18 protein-coding genes are annotated in these 18,465 nt (G+C 61.8%); 3 read left to right on the top strand and 15 right to left on the bottom strand.

Translation table 11 applies throughout. The features are described 5' to 3' along the window. Positions 1–8: 8 nt before the first annotated feature. Positions 9–626: a glutathione S-transferase family protein gene (locus tag QZ190_RS08980; protein ID WP_291915426.1), complete on the bottom strand. Its 618-nt coding sequence runs from the start codon at positions 624–626 to the stop codon at positions 9–11. A 220-nt stretch (positions 627–846) separates the two neighbouring features. Between QZ190_RS08980 and QZ190_RS08975 the strand changes: the two genes are divergently transcribed. After that, the gene (locus QZ190_RS08975; protein WP_291915425.1) at positions 847–2,034 is read left to right on the top strand and encodes an acyl-CoA dehydrogenase family protein; all 1,188 of its coding nucleotides are present in this window, start codon (positions 847–849) and stop codon (positions 2,032–2,034) included. 39 nt (positions 2,035–2,073) lie between these two features. Beyond that, positions 2,074–3,123 (top strand): serine hydrolase, encoded by a 1,050-nt coding sequence (locus tag QZ190_RS08970; RefSeq protein ID WP_291915424.1) that lies wholly within the window; start codon positions 2,074–2,076, stop codon positions 3,121–3,123. A gap of 15 nt (positions 3,124–3,138) precedes the next feature. Here the strand turns inward: QZ190_RS08970 and QZ190_RS08965 are convergent, their stop codons facing one another. The 5 genes from QZ190_RS08965 to pyrF form a co-directional block, all read right to left on the bottom strand. Then, a complete protein-coding gene (locus tag QZ190_RS08965; protein ID WP_089953187.1) occupies positions 3,139–3,552 on the bottom strand; it encodes a VOC family protein in 414 nt (137 codons plus the stop codon). A gap of 183 nt (positions 3,553–3,735) precedes the next feature. Further along, positions 3,736–3,948 (bottom strand): hypothetical protein, encoded by a 213-nt coding sequence (locus QZ190_RS08960; RefSeq protein ID WP_291915423.1) that lies wholly within the window; start codon positions 3,946–3,948, stop codon positions 3,736–3,738. A gap of 87 nt (positions 3,949–4,035) precedes the next feature. Next, positions 4,036–4,656, bottom strand: a complete 621-nt coding sequence (locus tag QZ190_RS08955; RefSeq protein WP_291915422.1) for a DUF1016 N-terminal domain-containing protein — start codon at positions 4,654–4,656, stop codon at positions 4,036–4,038. A 200-nt stretch (positions 4,657–4,856) separates the two neighbouring features. Further along, entirely contained in the window at positions 4,857–5,621 is a 765-nt protein-coding gene (locus tag QZ190_RS08950; RefSeq protein ID WP_291915421.1) for an enoyl-CoA hydratase/isomerase family protein, read from the bottom strand. A gap of 11 nt (positions 5,622–5,632) precedes the next feature. After that, entirely contained in the window at positions 5,633–6,478 is an 846-nt protein-coding gene (gene pyrF, locus QZ190_RS08945; protein WP_291915420.1) for an orotidine-5'-phosphate decarboxylase, read from the bottom strand. Between the two features lie 34 nt (positions 6,479–6,512). Here pyrF and QZ190_RS08940 point away from each other — a divergent pair, with 34 nt between their 5' ends. Continuing rightward, on the top strand, positions 6,513–7,400 hold the full coding sequence (locus QZ190_RS08940) for a DMT family transporter (RefSeq protein WP_291915419.1): 888 nt from the start codon (positions 6,513–6,515) through the stop codon (positions 7,398–7,400). A gap of 57 nt (positions 7,401–7,457) precedes the next feature. On the opposite strand, the gene lpxC is transcribed toward QZ190_RS08940, so the two are convergent. The 9 genes from lpxC to murD form a co-directional block, all read right to left on the bottom strand. After that, positions 7,458–8,381 (bottom strand): UDP-3-O-acyl-N-acetylglucosamine deacetylase, encoded by a 924-nt coding sequence (lpxC, locus tag QZ190_RS08935; protein ID WP_291915418.1) that lies wholly within the window; start codon positions 8,379–8,381, stop codon positions 7,458–7,460. Between the two features lie 153 nt (positions 8,382–8,534). Then, positions 8,535–9,749: a cell division protein FtsZ gene (gene ftsZ / locus QZ190_RS08930; protein ID WP_291915417.1), complete on the bottom strand. Its 1,215-nt coding sequence runs from the start codon at positions 9,747–9,749 to the stop codon at positions 8,535–8,537. 135 nt (positions 9,750–9,884) lie between these two features. Then, positions 9,885–11,114 carry a cell division protein FtsA gene (ftsA, locus tag QZ190_RS08925; RefSeq protein WP_108362535.1) on the bottom strand — a complete coding sequence of 410 codons (1,230 nt, stop codon included), beginning with the start codon at positions 11,112–11,114 and terminating at the stop codon, positions 9,885–9,887. A 40-nt stretch (positions 11,115–11,154) separates the two neighbouring features. Next, positions 11,155–11,943, bottom strand: coding sequence for a cell division protein FtsQ/DivIB (locus QZ190_RS08920; RefSeq protein ID WP_291915416.1), 789 nt, complete (start codon positions 11,941–11,943; stop codon positions 11,155–11,157). Beyond that, positions 11,940–12,914, bottom strand: coding sequence for a D-alanine--D-alanine ligase (locus tag QZ190_RS08915; protein WP_291915415.1), 975 nt, complete (start codon positions 12,912–12,914; stop codon positions 11,940–11,942). Before QZ190_RS08915 ends, QZ190_RS08920 begins: the two co-directional genes overlap by 4 nt. Beyond that, positions 12,911–14,347 carry a UDP-N-acetylmuramate--L-alanine ligase gene (gene murC, locus QZ190_RS08910; protein ID WP_291915414.1) on the bottom strand — a complete coding sequence of 479 codons (1,437 nt, stop codon included), beginning with the start codon at positions 14,345–14,347 and terminating at the stop codon, positions 12,911–12,913. Before murC ends, QZ190_RS08915 begins: the two co-directional genes overlap by 4 nt. Next, positions 14,344–15,414: an undecaprenyldiphospho-muramoylpentapeptide beta-N-acetylglucosaminyltransferase gene (gene murG, locus QZ190_RS08905; protein WP_291915413.1), complete on the bottom strand. Its 1,071-nt coding sequence runs from the start codon at positions 15,412–15,414 to the stop codon at positions 14,344–14,346. The genes murC and murG overlap by 4 nt, the downstream gene beginning before the upstream one ends. Further along, complete coding sequence (gene ftsW, locus QZ190_RS08900; protein WP_291915504.1) at positions 15,411–16,661, bottom strand: putative lipid II flippase FtsW; 1,251 nt, start codon at positions 16,659–16,661, stop codon at positions 15,411–15,413. Before ftsW ends, murG begins: the two co-directional genes overlap by 4 nt. A gap of 47 nt (positions 16,662–16,708) precedes the next feature. Further along, the gene (gene murD / locus QZ190_RS08895; protein ID WP_291915412.1) at positions 16,709–18,463 is read right to left on the bottom strand and encodes a UDP-N-acetylmuramoyl-L-alanine--D-glutamate ligase; all 1,755 of its coding nucleotides are present in this window, start codon (positions 18,461–18,463) and stop codon (positions 16,709–16,711) included. Positions 18,464–18,465 lie beyond the last annotated feature (2 nt).

The raw sequence follows: 18,465 nt of genomic DNA, 5'->3' as shown, positions 1-18,465 counted from the left end.
CCTCAGCCTCAAGCCCTGGCGCTCGGCCGCTCGTTCATGCGGTCGCGCCAGGCTTGCAGGGCGCTCATGCCCTCGTCGCCGGGCACAAATTTCATCAGCCCCCGCGCAAACTCCAGTGCGCAAAACGCGGTGATGTCGGCGATGGTGAAGCGCTCGCCCGCAATGAAGGGCTGGCTTTGCAGCCGCTGGTCAAAACCCCGCGCCACATCGCGCACCTTCTCGGCCTGTGAGCGACCAAACTCGGGGAACTGCGGCTTCTCCAAAGCCGCCAAGCCCGGGTGACTGTGGCGGATCGCATTGGCAATGCCGCCCAGCAAATACAACTCCACCTGCCGGTCGGCCATCTCGATGAAGCCGCGCTCATCACCCACACCCATCAGGTTGGGCTCGGGGTAGCGGCCCTCCAGCAAGGTGCAGATCGCCCGGGTCTCGGTGATCACACGGCCGTCATCCAGTTCCAGCGCGGGCACTTTGGCCAGCGGGCTTTTGGCCAAATAGTCAGGCTGGCGGTGCTCGCCGCCGTTCAGGTCCATGTTGACCATCTCGATGCCGGTGATGTTTTTCTCAATCAAAAACATCAACACCCGGCGGGGGCTGGGGGCGCGGTGGGCGGTGTAAAGCTTCATGGTTTTCCTTTTTTAGGGCAGGGGCATGGCCCAGTCTTGTGCCCATGCCCTGCAGACTAGCACCCGCCTGATTTGACCCATGCCACACAGATGACAGTCGCCGCAGACATCAAGAATAGACACCCCGGCGACACCCAGTCACAGGCCGGACAGGGCGCGGCCGACGCAGGCTTTCCAATCGCCTCTAGAAACATTGATCAAACTTTGAGAAAACGCCAGCATGAACTTCGACATCCCACCGGACATTGCAGCCCTGCGCGAGCGCACGCGGCAGTTCATTGCCGAACAAGTGATCCCTTTGGAAGGCGACCCGCGCCATGGCCTGCACGGCCCGTCTGAAGACTTGCGCCGTGAGCTGGTGGCGCGCGCTCGTGCAGCCGGCTTGCTCACACCACACGCTTCCAAAGAAATGGGCGGCCTGGGTCTGAGCCACATCGCCAAAGCGGTGGTGTTTGAAGAAGCCGGTTACTCCAACCTGGGGCCCACCGCGCTCAACATCCACGCCCCCGACGAAGGCAACATCCACCTGATGGAAGAGGTGGCCACCCCCGCGCAAAAAGAACGCTGGCTGCGCCCGCAGGCAGCGGGCCTCACGCGCTCATGCTTTGCCATGACCGAGCCCGACCCCGGCGCGGGCGCTGACCCGTCGATGCTCAAAACCACCGCTGTGCGCGACGGCGACGACTACCTGATCAATGGCCGCAAATGGTTCATCACCGGCGCCGACGGGGCGGATTACGTCATCGTCATGGCGCGCATGGAAGACGGCTCGGCCACCATGTTTTTGGCCGACATGGACCAGCCCGGCATCCACCACGAGCGCAGCATGGACACACTGGACAACTGCTTCACAGGCGGCCACGGCGTGCTGCGCTTTGAGAACCTGCGCGTGCCCGCCACCGACGTGCTGGGCGAAGTGGGCCAGGGCTTTCGCTACGCGCAGATTCGGCTGGCACCGGCACGCCTGACACACTGCATGCGCTGGCTGGGGCAGGCGCGGCGCGCACACGACATCGCGCTCGACTACGCCAGCCGCCGCCACGCCTTTGGCAAACCGCTGGCCGAACACGAAGGCGTGGGCTTCATGCTGGCCGACAACGACATCGACCTGCACACCGCCCGCCTGCACATCTGGCACACCGCCTGGCTGCTCGACCAAGGCCAAAAAGGCGGCTTTGAATCGAGCCGCGCCAAAGTGGCCTGCTCCGAAGCCGAGTGGCGCGTGGTAGACCGCTGCGTGCAGATTCTGGGCGGCCAGGGCGTGACGGGCGATACGCCCGTCATGCGCATCTTCATGGACATGCGCGCCTTCAGAATTTATGACGGCCCGAGTGAAGTGCACCGCTGGAGCATGGCGCGCAAACTCGTTTACAAATCACAGCAGGCCGCCAAAGCAGCGCTGAGCTGATCGCCCAGACGCCCCCCCTTTCTTGATACGAGCTTGCGCATGACCCCATCCCTTGAATCGGCCCTGGCATTCATCCAATCGTGCGAAACACCCTGGTCGCGTGACACCTCACCGCCTTGGGGCATCCATGATGTGGACCCACCGCCCTACAACCGCTTGTATGGCCCAGTCCATGGGCGTGGGCCTGTGTCTGGGGTTTTGTTTCACCGGCACCAACTCTTGGCCCAATGGGGCGAGCCGCACAAGGCCGACCTCACCTTCAGCGTGGCCAAAACCTACTTGGCCTTGCTGGCCGGCCTGGCCTTTGACCAAGGGCTGATCCAAGACGTCCACACCCCCGTGGTTCAGCAATGCCCCGGCATTGGCTTTGAGGGCGATCGGCTCTCGCGCATCACCTGGCACCATTTGCTGCAGCAAACCAGCGAATGGGAAGGCACTTGTTTGGGCATTCCGGAACAAGTCGACCGCTACCGCTGGCTGCCTTACCAAACGGGCCAAGCCGACGGCCAAAAAGGCGATGCACGGCCACTGGGCGAGCCGGGCTCGCGGTATGAATACAACGACGTGCGTATCAACCAACTGTCATTGGCCTTGCTGCACCTGTTCAAGCGGCCGCTGCCCGAGGTGTTTGAAGAATTTTTCCGACAACCTCTGGGGTGCACGGACACGTTTCAATGGGTGGGTTACGAGCAAGGCTGGACCGAGGTCAACGGCCAACGCATGATGTCGGTGCCGGGCGGCAGCCACTGGGGCGGCGGCGTGTCCATCTCGGCCATGGACCAGGCGCTGATTGGTCTGATGCTCATGGGGCAAGGCCAGTTCAAGGGCCAACAACTTTTGTCAAAACAATGGCTGCAGATGATGCAGCAGCCCTGCGACATCGCGCCCTATTACGGCTACCTGATTTGGCTCAACCAAGATGGCGCGCTGTTCAAGGATGCGCCCCGCACTTCCTGGTTTGCCATTGGCGCGGGGTCCTCCATCACCTGGGTCGATCCCGTGCTGGAGCTGGTCTGCATCATGCGCTGGATTGATGCCGCCAAAACAAACGACTGCATCGCCCAGGTGATGCAGTCGTTGAAGCCCTGAAAAAGGCGCTGCGGCTTACTTGGCGAAAAGACTTTCGGGGTTGGCAAAGGCCTTGAACTCCACCGCGTTGCCGCAAGGGTCCAAAAAGAACATGGTGGCCTGCTCGCCCACTTGGCCCTTGAATCGGATGTGTGGCTCAATGACAAATGAGGTGCCCGCTTTTTTGAGCTTGTCGGCCATGGCCTCCCACTGGCCCATCTCCATCACCAAACCAAAATGGCGCACAGGCACGTTGTCGCCATCGACCGCGCTGGTGTTGTGGTGCCCCGCCTCGGAAGGGCTCAGGTGCGCCACGATTTGGTGGCCGTAAAAATTGAAGTCGATCCAGTGCTCACTGGAGCGGCCTTCGGGACAGCCCAACAAATCGCCATAAAACGCTCTGGCCTTGGCCAAAGAAGTGACGGGGAAAGCCAAATGGAATGGTTGCATGGTGCGCTCTGCCTGAAATCAAAAAACAGATTTTGCACCGAACAGCGTGTGGTGGGGGCATTTTGGTGACAGTGGGGGACTCGAGTTTGGGGCGTTGAAAGGTATGCGTGGCACTGAACCTCAGGCATCTTGCAGGCCACGAATCGACATGCTCACCCAAGCACACAGACTGCCACCCGAAACTCACTCCCCCTCCCCCAACTTCAAAAACACCGCATATTCATTCATCACATCCACGGCAATGGTCTTGCCCGCTTGCAAGGCGGCTAGGTGTTCGGGGCTGAGGGTGAAGCGTTCCCCGCCCCAGCGCTGGCCAAAGGGGGTTTCGTTGCCGTCGGCATCAAAGGGCTGATCGACGATCAGCACGTTCGTGCGCTTGTCATGGCTGTGGTTCATGGTTCAACCTCGTCCGAGTCACCTTCGTGCACATCCAAAGCCAAACCATCACGCCCCGTCCACCCTTGCAGCCGCGCTGCAATTTGCTCAGGGCTGGGCAAGTCTGCCTGATAGCTTGCGGGCAGTTGCGGGGTGACGGTGTAGGTGGCAATGCCCAGCGCATGGCTGGCGGAGCGCAGTGCGTACTCGACCACACTCGGGCACTGCGGCGTCAAAGTTGGTCTGCCCGAGCAGGTACTGGTGGTAACTGTGGTTGTCCAGTTGGTGCTGCAACACTTTACTGGTCCAACCAAAACGGGCAGTGGCACGCAGGTAAAACTCGCGCTCGAGGTCGTCTTTGCAGCGGGCCATGATGAGCAAATTTTTTGCCCAGCTGATTTCTCCTATCAGCGATTGGAGTTTTGGCTTGTCACGGTATTCGTTGTAAAACTGGCGCATGCCCCACAGGTTTTGGGCTGAAAACCCGTTGCGCCCGGGGAACTCTGCTTGCAGGTCTCGCGCCAGGTTTTCGACCACGGACTTTCCCCAGCCGAGTGCGTTTTGTCTTTGGCTGATGTTTTCACCCGGCCACCAATAAAGCGCCAACAGTTCGCTGTTGACAGCACGCAGGGCCTGGAGCTGCCGCTGGCGTATCTGGGTTTTGACTTCCATGAGAAAGTCGGAATAGCCCTTGGGGGCCATGGGCTCCATTGGCAATTCAGAACTCATATTCCAGCCCCCCAAACTTCTGATTCATATGGCGTATCCCACATTTCTCGGTAAGCCCGAATGTATCCCGCCGTCGCCTGAGGTGCAAAGGTGAACCAAAAAATCCATTTTGCACTGAACACCATGCGTCGGGCGAGTGCATTTAGGTGACAGCAGAGGCTTGCTGAATGCGCCAGCGATAGAAATTTGGCTTGCAGGCTTCAACGCAAAGCCTGATCCCGCGCTGCCCGTGACTCGGGGCTGGAGGCGGCCAGCGCGATTTGGTCGTGTGCCATGTACGAGGTGGCATGGTTCAGCGCCGTGGCGGCCGCGTTGACCGACTCTTTGCTCATGCGCATGGTGGCGGCGGGTTGGGCCAGGGTTTGCGCGGCCAGGGCTTGTGCGCGGATCAAGGCTTGGCCTTTGTCACTGAGGTAGTCGACCAGTCCAAGGCTCAGGGCTTCGGGCGCAGCCACGCGTTCGCACAAGATGGTCAGGCGCTTGGCTTTGGCCGGGCCCAGCAGGTTGACCAAACGGGGGATGGTGCCCCAGGTGAGCGGTATGCCCAAGGCGATTTCGGGCAAGGACACAAAGGCGTCTTGCGCCAACACACGCCAGTCGCAGGCCAAAGACAGCGCCAGCCCGCCGCCCACGGCATAGCCTTCGATGGCGGCGATGGTGATCTGCGGCATTTCTTCCCAGGCCTTGCACATCCGAAAACCCGTGCCTGCAATGTCGCGCCGCTGAACAGTGGACAAGCTATCGTCGGCCCAAGCTTGCGCATCGTTCAAATCAGCACCTGCCGAAAAGCACCGCGCATCGCCCGTGAGGATGACCACGTCGATGTCCGTGCGATCGCTCAGGACCCGCGCCAAGGCAGTGATCTCGCGCATCAGGGCGCGAGACAGGGCATGGCGAACTTGGGGCCGGTTCAAATGAACTTCAACCAAGCGGCCTTGTTCTTTGAGGACCAAATGTTCGTACATGCAGGTTTCCTTTATCGGGGCTTGGCCGCTTCCAGCATGTCCCGCGTCTTCATCGCCACTTGGCGCGCCGCGGCTTCAAAGTCGTCGCCACTCGATGCATAGAGCACCGCACGAGACGAATTAACGATGATGGCCCCTGCGCTGGAGCCGTCGGCATTCGCACGCCAGCCCGCCTTGACGGTGGCCACGGCATCGCCGCCTTGTGCGCCCACACCGGGGATCAAGAGGGGTACGGTGGGGGCCAGTTCGCGCACGCGCTCGATCTCGGCCGGGTAAGTGGCGCCCACCACCAGGCCGAGTTGGCCGTTCAGGTTCCACGGGCCTTGGGCCAGGCGGGCCACATGTTCGTAAAGGCGGGGCTGGCCTTCCACCGAAGCCAGGCGCTGGTTTTGCAGGTCGTCACCGCCGGGGTTGGAGGTGCGGCACAGCAAAAATGCACCTTTGCCTTCGTACTTGAGGTAAGGCGCCACCGAATCCCAGCCCATGAAGGGGGACAGGGTCACGGCGTCAGCGCCGTAGCGCTCAAAGGCTTCTTTGGCGTATTGCTCTGCCGTGGAGCCGATGTCGCCGCGCTTGGCGTCCAAAATGATGGGCACATGCGGGGCCACGCGGCGCATGTGTTCCATCAGCCGTTCGAGCTGGCCTTCGGCGCGGTGTGCGGCAAAGTAGGCAATTTGGGGCTTGTAGCTGCTGACCAGGTCGGCCGTAGCGTCGACGATGCGGGCGCAAAAGTCGTAGATTTTGTTGGCGTCGCCCTTGTAGGCGGCGGGGAACTTGGTGGGTTCGGGGTCCAGGCCCACGCAAAGCATGGAGCCGTTTTGGCGCTCGGCGGCGCGCAGCATGTCGAGGAAGGTCATAGGGCGATTTTAAAGCCCGTCTAAGATGCTGCCCATGCACAAGCTTTCTCCGATCCAATGGACCCTTCTGGTTTTGCTCACCCTGGTTTGGGGGGTCAATTGGCCCGTCATGAAGCTGGGGGTGACGGGTTTTCCACCGCTCACCTTCCGAATGATGTGCCTGTGGCTGGGCGTGCCCATTTTGGGCATGGCGCTGGTGTTCATGAAGGTGCCTTTTCGGATTCCGCGCGCCCACTGGCGTGAGTTGCTGGTGCTGTCCGTGTTCAACATGTTCATCTGGCACGCGCTGATGATCGTGGCGGTGCAATCGCTCTCCAGCGGACGGGCGGCGATTTTGGGCTACACCATGCCCATGTTTTCGGCCCTTTTGGGGGCTTGGGTGTTTGGCGATCAGCTGGCCAAACGGTCCTGGGCCGGGGTGGCTGCGGCCAGCTTGGGGGTGGTTTTGCTGCTCTGGCATGAGTTGTCCAACCTGAGCGGCCGCCCGGTGGGCGTTTTTCTGGCCTTGGCCGCTGCCAGCACTTGGGCCTTGGGCACCCAGTTGCTGCGCCGCACCCGCATGCCTGTGCCGACTTTGGCGATATCGTTTTGGATGACGCTGCTGACGGCGGTGGTCATCAGCCTGTTGGCCGTGGGCCTGGAGAGTGCGCGTTGGGTCAGTCCATCGTCCAGCAACTGGTTTGCCATCGTTTTCAATGCGGTGCTGGTGTTTGGCTTTGCGCATGCCGCCTGGTTTTATCTGGCCCGCAGTTTGCCCCCTGTGGCCTCCACGCTGAGTGTGATGTTGATTCCGGTGCTGGGCGTGTTCAGTGGTGCGCTGTGGCTCAACGAAATCTTGCACTGGCAAGATTGGGCGGCAGTGGGTTTGATGACCGCTTCGATCGCTTTTGTGCTGTGGCCCGCCAAAAAACAAGCGGCCTGATCTGAAGTCTCGAGGGCGATTGCGGCGCAGAAATCGTCAAACAGTTCGCCAATCAGCTCACCAGGCCGGCTGCAAGGCCGCAAAACCTTTGGGAGCCTGGCTGGACTTGTCAAAGGTCACGATCTCGTAGGCGTCGGGTTGGGCCAGCAGTGCGCGCAGCAGCTGGTTGTTCATGGCGTGGCCCGAGCGGAAGGCGCTGTAGGCGGCCAACAAAGGTTTTCCCACGATGTACAGGTCGCCCATGGCGTCCAGGATTTTGTGTTTGACGAATTCGTCGTCGTAACGCAAGCCGTCGGCGTTGAGCACCTTGTAGTCGTCCATGACGATGGCGTTGTCCAGGCCACCGCCCAGGGCCAGGCCGTTGGCGCGCATCATTTCCACGTCTTTGGTGAAGCCGAAGGTGCGGGCACGGGCGATGTCGCGCGCGTAGACGCCCTCGGACATGTCGAACACCACCTGCTGGCCTGTCGAGTCGACCGCGGGGTGGCGGAAGTCGATTTCGAAGCTGAGTTTGTAGCCGTGAAAGGGCTCGAGCTTGGCCCACTTGGTGTTGCTGCCCTCCCCTTCGCTGACCTGCACGGTTTTGAGCACCCGCAAAAAGCGCTTGGGCGCGTTTTGCTCCACGATGCCCGCACTTTGCAACAAGAAGACAAACGAAGAGGCTGAGCCATCCAGAATGGGCACTTCTTCGGCGGTGATGTCCACATACAGGTTGTCGATGCCCAGCCCGGCGCAAGCCGACATCAGGTGCTCCACCGTGAAGACCTTGGCCTGGCCCACCGAGATGGTCGAAGCCAGTCGCGTGTCGGTGACCGATTCGGCCCGAACGGGGATGTCCACCGGCTCGGGCAGGTCCACCCGGCGAAACACGATGCCGGTGTCAGGTGCAGCCGGGCGCAGGGTCAATTCGACCCGCTGGCCACTGTGCAAACCCACGCCAACGGCCTGGGTCAGGGTTTTGAGGGTGCGTTGAGCGAGCATGTTGGCATTTTAAATCGGGCGGTCTTGTCGTGTGCTGACAAGGTGTTCAAGAAGCCCATGGCTGGTCTGTTCAAACGGCCCCGTGCCTGAAAAAAAGCCAGACCGGCGGGTGCCGGTCTGGCCTGGGTCCACATCGCCCGCAGGGCGAATGGATCAGTCGGCTTGCTTGCGCAAGAAAGCGGGGATCTCGATGTCGTCCATGCCCGCATTGGCCATGCCGTCCACACGCGCGGCTGCGTGGGTGCGGTTGCTGCGCCAGATGGCCGGGGTGTTCATGCCCGCAGCGCCCAAGGCAGCTGCGTTGCCCATGGGCGTGGCCACCGCCTCTTGCCCACCCATCATGAAGGGGGCGTTGTCAGTGCCGGTGCGCAGCACTTGCAAAGGAGGCGCTGTGCGGCGAGCACCGGCCTTGGCCAGGCCTGTGGCCACCACGGTCACACGGATCTGGTCGCCCAGGCTCTCGTCGTAGGCAGTGCCATAAATGACGTGCGCATCTTCCGAGGCGCAGTCGCGAATGGTGTTCATGGCTTGCTTGGATTCGGACAACTTCAAGGAACCCTTGGCGGCACTGATCAAGACCAGCACACCACGCGCGCCCTTGAGGTCCACGCCTTCGAGCAGCGGGCAAGCCACGGCTTGCTCGGCTGCGATGCGGGCGCGGTCCGGACCGCTGGCAGCGGCCGTGCCCATCATGGCTTTGCCAGGCTCGCCCATGACGGTGCGCACGTCTTCAAAGTCGACGTTCACATGGCCGGGCACGTTGATGATTTCGGCAATGCCGCCCACGGCATTTTTCAGCACGTCGTTGGCATGCGAGAAAGCCTCGTCTTGGGTCATGTCTTCGCCACCAGGCAACTCCAGCAGCTTTTCGTTGAGCACCACGATCAGCGAGTCCACGCTGGCTTCGAGTTCCTTCATGCCTTCGTCGGCATTGTCCATGCGGCGCTTGCCTTCAAAGTCGAAAGGCTTGGTGACCACGCCGACAGTCAAGATGCCCATCTCTTTGGCAATGCGTGCGATCACGGGCGCTGCGCCGGTGCCGGTGCCGCCGCCCATGCCGGCGGTGATGAACAACATGTGCGCACCTTCAATGGCCGAGCGGATGTCGGCCTCGGCGGCTTGCGCGGCTTCACGGCCTTTGTCGGGCTTGCTGCCAGCGCCCAGACCGGTTTGGCCCAGTTGCACAAAACGGTGGGCCGCGCTGCGGGCCAGGGCTTGTGCGTCGGTGTTGGCGCAGATGAATTCCACGCCTTGGACCTGGCGCTCGATCATGTGCTCCACGGCATTGCCGCCGCCGCCGCCCACCCCGATCACTTTGATCTGGGTGCCTTGGTTGAATTCCTCTGTCTGGATCATTTCGATGGTCATGGTACTTCTCCTAAATGGTTTGCAGTTGCCTGAAAGTTTTCTGAATTCGTTGTTTCGTTTGAAGGTGTTGTCAACATCGCAGCGGTATGGACAGAGGTGGGCTGCTTCTGGCCTGAAAAATCTGGGTCCAGTTCATCAGAAGTTCCCCACAATGAAGTCTTTGAATCGGCCAAAAGCGTTGTTCACCGAACTCTTCTTTTGGGTCACCTTGTAGCCGCGCAGGCGGGCCAAGCGGGCCTCTTCCAGCAGACCCATCACGGTCGCTGCGCGCGGCTGGCTGACCATGTCGGCCAAACCGCCTGAATACTTGGGCAAACCCCGGCGCACTGGCTTGAGGAAAATGTCCTCGCCCAATTCGATCATGCCCGGCATCACCGCGCTGCCGCCCGTGAGCACAATGCCCGAGGACAGCACTTCTTCGTAACCCGACTCGCGGATGACTTGGTGCACCAGCGAGAAGATCTCTTCGATGCGCGGCTCGATCACGCCGGCCAAAGCCTGGCGGCTGAGCATGCGCGGCCCCCGGTCGCCCAGGCCCGGCACTTCCACCTGTGCATCCGGGTCGGCCAGCAATTGCTTGGCGTAACCGCTTTCAACCTTGATGTCTTCGGCATCCTTGGTGGGCGTGCGCAAGGCCATGGCAATGTCGCTGGTGATCAGGTCACCGGCAATCGGGATGACGGCAGTGTGGCGGATGGAGCCGTTGGCAAAAATTGCCACATCGGTTGTGCCCGCGCCGATATCCACACACACCACACCCAACTCGCGCTCGTCTTCGGACAAAACGGCCAGGCTCGACGACTGGGGGTTGAGCAGCAGCTGGTCCACTTCGAGTCCGCAGCGGCGCACACACTTGATGATGTTTTCTGCTGCGCTTTGGGCACCGGTGACGATGTGCACCTTGGCCTCCAGGCGCATGCCGCTCATGCCGATGGGCTCCTTGACCTCCTGGCTGTCGATGACGAACTCCTGGGGGGCCACCAGCAGCAGACGCTGGTCGCTGGAGATGTTGATGGCCCGTGCCGTCTCCATCACCCGGGCCAGATCGGCCTGGGTGACTTCCTTGTCCTTGATGGCCACCATGCCACTGGAGTTGATGCCCCGAATGTGGCTGCCCGTGATGCCCACGTTCACACGGGTGATCTTGCAGTCGGCCATCAGCTCGGCCTCTTTGAGCGCTTGCTGGATGCTTTGCACTGTGGCGTCGATGTTGACCACCACGCCGCGCTTGAGCCCATTGCCCGGCGCGATGCCCAGCCCGGCAATCTTGAGCTGACCGTCGGCCATGACCTCGGCCACCACGGCCATGACCTTGGACGTTCCGATGTCCAGGCCAACGACCAGATCTTTGTACTCTTTTGCCATTTCAACCACCGTTTCCGTTTATTTCCTGCGCCTTGATCACTCAAGGCTTTTTCTTGTTGTCTGCATCCACCGTGCTCACACCGTGCAAGCGCAGGGCATAAGCATCCTTGTGCCGCAAATCCGCACCGACCAAAGCTGAAGCACCTCGCCCGTAACGAGCGGTCACCTGTTTCAACGTTGTCAAAAACACATCCAGCCTTTGCAATATTTCTGTGCGGCTGCCACGACCGAGCTCAATCTGCGCACCATGCTGGGTTTGCACGCGCCAGCTGCCACGGGGGGTCAGCTCCAGCAAGTCGATTTGCATGTCCAGCGCCTGAAAGCGCGGGCTCAAAGCCAGGTACATCGCGGCCACGGTCTGCGACTCGGCTGCAGGCCCCTTCATGCGCGGCAGACGCTCGGCGTCGGCATCGTCCAGACTGGCCTCAAACACTTGGCCTTGTTCGTTGATCAAGGTGCCTGCGTCTTCATCGCCCCACAGGGCCATGGGACGGTGCTCCAGCAAAACCGCCCGCAAACGGTTGGGGAAATCGCGGTGCACCACCGCCACACGCACCCAAGGCACGGCCTCGAAAGCCTGCCGCGTCTTAGCCAGATCGATGGTGAAAAAATTACCTTCCAGCTTGGGCAGCACGTGCGTGCGGAATGCAAACGCGTTGTTTCGGCTCACCTCGCCTTGCACCGTGATCGTTTGCAGCGCGAAGCTGGGGTGACGGATCATCCACCATGCCCAGCTGCCCAAAGCCAGCAGCACAAACACAACCACCAGCAAAGCGGTGGCCATGTTCATGAGCCGGACATCGGCAGGCAAGGGCATGGTTTTTTTCATGCAGCAGTTCCCACGTAATCGAGCGCAGCATGAGCCAGCAAATGTGAGCACAGCGCCTCGTAAGGCATGCCATCGGCCGCTGCCGACATGGGCACCAGCGAGTGCCCGGTCATGCCGGGCGAGGTGTTGATTTCCAGCAAATAGGGCTGGCGAGTTGCGCCATCGATCATCACGTCGATGCGGCCCCAGCCCCTGCAGCCCAGCGTTTGGTAAGCCTGACGAACCAGCGCCTGAATGGCGGCTTCTTCCTGAGCGGGCAAACCGCAGGGCACCAGGTACTGCGTGTCGTCGGTGAAGTACTTGTTCTGGTAGTCGTAATTGCCTTCGGGGGCCACGATGCGGATCACCGGCAAGGCGCGGGCTTGATCGCCTGCGCCCAGCACCGGGCAGGTGACCTCGTCGCCCACGATGCACTGCTCACACAGGATGTCGTGGTCGCACGCGGCCGCAGCGCGCAAAGCGGCGTGCAGGTCTTCGGCCCGTACCACCTTGCTCACACCAATCGAAGAGCCTTCGCGTGCGGGCTTGACGATCAAAGGCAGGCCCAAGGTCTGGATGAGGTCTTCGGCTGACAAGCTGTCGATTTGCGCGGGGTGAACCAGCACATGGCGCGGCACGGGCAAGCCCTCGGCTTGCCAGACGCGTTTGGTCATGACCTTGTCCATGGCGATGCTTGACGCCATCACACCCGAACCGGTGTAGGGAATGCCCATCAACTCCAGCGCGCCTTGCACCGTGCCGTCTTCGCCAAAACGGCCATGCAAAGCAATGAAGCAGCGCTTGAAGCCGTCTTTTTTGAGTTCGCTCAACTCGCGCTCGGCCGGGTCAAAGGCATGGGCGTCAACGCCCGCAGACCGCAAAGCCTGGAGCACGCCCTGGCCCGACATGAGGGAGACTTCACGCTCGGCCGAGCGTCCACCCATCAAAACGGCCACTTTGCCCATGTTCATCTGTTTGGCATTCTGTGTCATGCGATCACCTCTTTGGCCGCATCTTTGACGCAGCCGCCCAAGGCCACCACCTGCGCCGGGGTGCCTCCAATGGAGCCTGCGCCCATGCAAATGAGCACATCGCCATCGCGTGCGTTGTTCATCACGGCTTGCGGCATGTCGGCAATCGCGTCCACAAAGACGGGTTCGACCTTGCCTGCCACGCGCAACGCCCGAGCCAGCGAACGGCCGTCGGCGGCCACGATGGGCGCTTCACCTGCGGCATACACCTCGGACAGCAACACGCTGTCGCAGCCCTGGCCAATGACTTTCACGAAGTCTTCAAAACAATCTCGCGTGCGGCTGTAGCGGTGCGGCTGGAAAGCCAGCACCAAACGGCGGCCCGGGAATGCACCACGGGCTGCGGCCAGCGTGGCCGCCATCTCGACCGGGTGGTGCCCGTAATCGTCGATGACCGTGAAGCGCCCTTGGCCATCGGCCGTGGCCACTTCGCCATAACGCTGGAAACGGCGGCCCACGCCCTTGAACTGGGCCAGAGCGCGTTGCACAGCCGCATCATCCACACCCAACTCGACGGCCACGGAAATCGCGGCCAGGGCATTGAGCACGTTGTGCACACCGGGCAAGTTCAGCACGATGGGCAAGTCGGGCAAAGTCACGCCGTTGCGCCGTTGCACCGTGAAGTGCATCTGCCCGTTTTGGGCCCGCACGTCCACCGCGCGCACTTGGGCGCCCTCGTTCAGGCCATAAGTGGTCACGGGACGGGCGATGTCGTCGACGATGGACTGCACACCAAGGTCGTCCGAGCAGACGATGGCGGTGCCGTAAAACGGCATGCGGTGCAAGAACTCGACAAAGGCCGCCTTGAGCTTGGCCAGGTCGTGGCCATAGGTTTCCATGTGATCGGCATCGATGTTGGTCACCACCGCCATCACGGGCAACAGGTTCAAAAACGAAGCGTCCGACTCGTCAGCTTCCACCACGATGTAGTCGCCCGTGCCCAGCTTGGCGTTCGCCCCTGCGCTGTTCAAGCGGCCGCCAATCACAAAGGTCGGATCCAGTCCGGCCTCGGCCAAAACACTGGCCACCAAACTGGTGGTGGTGGTTTTGCCGTGTGTGCCGGCAATGGCCACGCCTTGCTTCATGCGCATGAGTTCGGCCAACATGACGGCGCGAGGCACGATGGGGATATGGCGCGCCCGTGCGGCCAGCACCTCGGGGTTGTCGGCTTTCACGGCGGTCGATGTGACCACGGCATCGGCGTCTTGCACGTTGCCCGCACTGTGACCCACATGGGTGGCGATGCCCAAAGCCGCCAGGCGCTGCAGTGTGGCGCTGTCGGACAAATCGGAGCCGGAAATCTGGTAACCCAAATTGAGCAACACTTCGGCAATGCCGCTCATGCCTGAGCCGCCCACACCGATGAAATGAATTTTTCGGATGGCGTGTTTCATGCCGCCAACTCCTCACAAGCCATCACAACCTCCCTGGTCGCATTTGTTTTTTTCTGTGCGTAGGCTTTTTGTGCCACGTCTTGTAATGTGTCGCGGCTCAAGGCCGTCAGGCGCTCGGCCAGGTGCTGCGCGGTCAACTCGGCCTGAGGCACCAGCCAGCCGCCCCCCGAGGCCACCAAAAACTGCGCATTGGTGGTCTGGTGGTCGTCAACGGCAAATGGGAATGGCACATACAAAGCAGCCACACCCACCGCCGCCAACTCGGTCACGGTGCTGGCCCCTGCACGGCAAATGACCAGATCGGCCTGAGCAAACGCCGTGGCCGTGTCGTCGATGAACGGGGTCAATTCGGCCTGCACGCCTGCGGCCTCGTAGTTGGCCCGCAGCGCGTCAATTTGTTTGGCCCCGCTTTGGTGGATGACGTGCGGGCGTGTGGCCTCTGGCATCAAGGCCAGGGCCTGCGGCACGATGTCGTTGAGAGCCTTGGCCCCCAAGCTGCCGCCCACCACCAACACACGCAAGGGGCCGCTGCGTCCGGCAAAGCGTTCAGCGGGCGCGGCCTGTTCTGTGAAAGCGCGGCGCAAGGGGTTGCCCACCCATTGCCCGGTTTTGAAGACACCGGGGAAGGCGGTGAACACACGATCGCCCAATTGGGCCAGTACCTTGTTGGCCAGGCCCGCCACCGAGTTTTGTTCGTGCAGCACCAGGGGCTTGCTCCACAGGCTGGCCATCATGCCGCCCGGGAAAGTGATGTAGCCGCCCAGGCCCAACACCACATCGGGTTGCACCCGGCGCACCACCTGCAGGCTTTGCCAGAACGCACGCAACAGCCGCAGCGGCAACAAGGCCAATGTTTGCAGACCTTTGCCGCGCACGCCACCAAACGCAACCGGCTCAAAAGCGAATCCACGCGCGGGCACCAAGGCTTGCTCCATGCTGTTCGGCGCTCCCAACCAGTGCACCTGCCAGCCGGCTTCGCGAAGGGCTTCGGCCACGGCCAGGCCCGGGAAAATGTGCCCGCCTGTGCCGCCCGCCATGACCAATGCCTTTTTGACCTTGTTCGTCATGGTCGGCCTCCGCGCATCATTTGTTTGTTCTCGGCGTCGATGCGCAGCACGATGGCGATCGCGATCAGGTTCATCATGATGGCCGAGCCGCCGTAACTCATCAGCGGCAAGGTCAGGCCCTTGGTAGGCAAGGCCCCCAGGTTCACGCCCATGTTGATGAAGGCCTGAAAACCGATCCAGATGCCCACGCCTTGCGCGACCAGGCCGGAAAACACTTTTTCCAGCGCAATGGCTTGACGCCCAATCACCATGATGCGACGGCTGAGCCACAGGAACAGGCCAATCACCAGGGTCACGCCGACCAGGCCAAACTCTTCACCGATCACGGCCAGCAAGAAGTCGGTGTGCGCCTCGGGTAACCAGTGCAACTTCTCCACACTGCCGCCCAGGCCAACGCCCCAGACTTCACCTCGGCCAATGGCGATCAGCGAATGCGTCAACTGGTAGCCTTTGCCCAATGCGTGCTCGGCACTGAAGGGGTCAAGGTAGGCAAAAATCCGCTCCCGCCGCCAGGGCGACTCGGCGATCATGATCACGAAAGCCAGGATCAAAATGCCCAGGATCAGGAAAAACATGCGGGCATTCACACCCCCCAGGAACAAGATGCCCATGGCGATGATGGCGATCACCATGAACGCGCCCATGTCCGGCTCGGCCAGCAAGAACACACCCGCCACGCCGACCGCAGCGCCGATGGGCCAGACGGCTTTGAAAAACTTCTCTTTCACATCCATCTTGCGCACCATGTAATTGGCGGCGTAGATGATGGTGGCCAGCTTGGCCAACTCGGAAGGCTGGAAATTCATGACACCAAATGAGATCCAGCGGCGTGCGCCATTGACGCCTTTGCCGATGAAGGGGATCAGCACCACAGCCAGCAAGATGAGCGAAAACACAAACAAGGGGCGAGCGACTTTTTCCCAAGTCTCCATGCGCACCTGGAAGGCCAGCAAGGCCATGATGCAGCCCACGACCATGGAAATGACATGGCGAGTGAGGAAATGGGTTTGGCTGTAGCGCGAAAAACGTGGGTTGTCCGGCATCGCGATCGAGGCCGAGTACACCATGACCATGCCCCACAGCAGCAAGGCCACCACCACCCAGACCAAGGCCTGGTCCACGCTTTGCATGCGGGCCGGGCGGCCATGGACTCGACCGGCCATGCCGTAGTCACCCAGATTGACCGGCAAACCTTGAGAACTCGCCCCAGTCGCACCGACCAGCCCGCCTGTGACACGGTGCAACAGGCCAGCAGCCGACTGCTGCAGTCGCTGAGGGAAAGTGATGGCTTCGCTCACAGCCCCCCCTCCATGGCCACACCCGCCGCTTCGGCCAAGCTGGCCACAGCCTGGACAAACACCTCGGCGCGGTGGCCATAGTTGTCAAACATGTCAAAGCTCGCGCAAGCGGGCGACATCAAGACCGCATCGCCGCTGCGGGCCAGGGCCGCAGCTTGCTTGACGGCGTCATGCATGTCGGCGGCGTCGTGCAGCGGCACGTCCGTGCCTTGCAGCGCTTCACGGATCACGGGGGCGTCGCGGCCGATCAAGACCACGCCCCGGGCAAAGCGCTGGACGGGTTCAGCCAAGGGCGAAAAGTCCTGGCCCTTGCCTTCGCCACCCAAAATGACCACCACGCGGCGGTCCGCCCCCAAGCCTTGCAAGGCGGCCACGGTGGCGCCCACGTTGGTGCCCTTGCTGTCGTCGAAATATTCGACCTCATGGACGATGGCCACCGGCTCGACACGGTGCGGCTCGCCCCGGTATTCGCGCAGGCCATAAAGCATGGGGCCCAAAGCGCAACCTGCGCTGCTGGCCAGGGCCAAGGCAGCGAGCGCATTGACCGCGTTGTGGCGGCCGCGAATGCGCAAGGCGTCGGCGGGCATCAGGCGCTGGATGTGCAATTCTTCTGCCGCGTCCTTGCGGCGGCGGCGTGTTTCATCGGCCTCCAGGGCGCGCACCAACCACGTCATGCCGTGCGTGACTTCGATGCCAAAGTCGCCCGGGCGCTGGGGCATGTCGCCTCCAAACAGCACACAAGCGCGCTCCACAGGCTTTTGCAACTTCACGCGCACAGGCTCAGGCCGCATGGCCATGACTTGCGCGTCTTCGCGGTTGAGCACCATCAATGCCTGTGCGCCAAAAATGCGGGCTTTGGCGGCGGCGTAGGCGGCCATGCTGCCATGCCAGTCCAGGTGGTCTTGCGAGATGTTCAGCACGGTGGCAGCGGTCGGCTCAAAGCCTTCGCTGCTGTCGAGCTGGAAGCTCGACAGCTCCAGCACCCACACCTGGGGCAGTGCCTGGGCCATGGGGTCCTGCACGGCAGGAGCAACGGGCAGCGGCAGTTCAGCGGCGGCCTCTTCACCCATGCTGTCCAGCGTCTCGTCTGTATCGGCCGCCTCGCTTTCGGATTCATCCTGCGATTGCGCCGGGGTGACTGCCTCATGAGCAGTTGTCACCGATGACGGTACGCTGACCTGATTCTGGTTTTCAAGCTCAGCGGCGGCGCGTTCGGCTGCTTCTTGCTCGACCTGCACATGCGCTTGCGCCATCGCTTCGGTCAAGGTGTCCAGCAGCGTGGGTCCAATGTTGCCGGCCACTTTTACGGTTTTTCCCGCACGCGCCACCAGCTGCCCAGTGAGCGATGTGACCGTGGTCTTGCCATTGGTGCCGCTGATGGCCAACACCTGCGGCGCGTAGCCAAAGCGCGCCTTCAAATCCTGCAAACCAGCGGCGAACAAGCTCAGCTCACCGCCTTGCCACAGGCCCATGCTGCGCGCTGCATCCACGACGGGAGCCACCACCTCAGGGGCCAGGCCCGGGCTGCGGAACACCGCACGCACCGACATGCCTTCGACCAGACTGGCTTCAAAGGGACCTGGCACAAAACGCACAGCAGGCCACTCGGCCTGCAAAACGGCCAACTGTGGCGGCGTCTCACGGGTGTCGGCCACGGTCACGTCAGCCCCGGCATGCGCGCACCAGCGGGCCATCGCCAGGCCCGAAGCACCCAAACCGAGAATCAGAACGTGTTGACCTTGGAGCTGCATGG

This window comes from Limnohabitans sp. (assembly GCF_017848645.1).
Taxonomy (GTDB): domain Bacteria; phylum Pseudomonadota; class Gammaproteobacteria; order Burkholderiales; family Burkholderiaceae_C; genus Limnohabitans_A.
The sequence above is the reverse complement of the archived record's forward strand: the minus strand, read 5'-3'. Positions and strand labels throughout refer to the sequence as shown.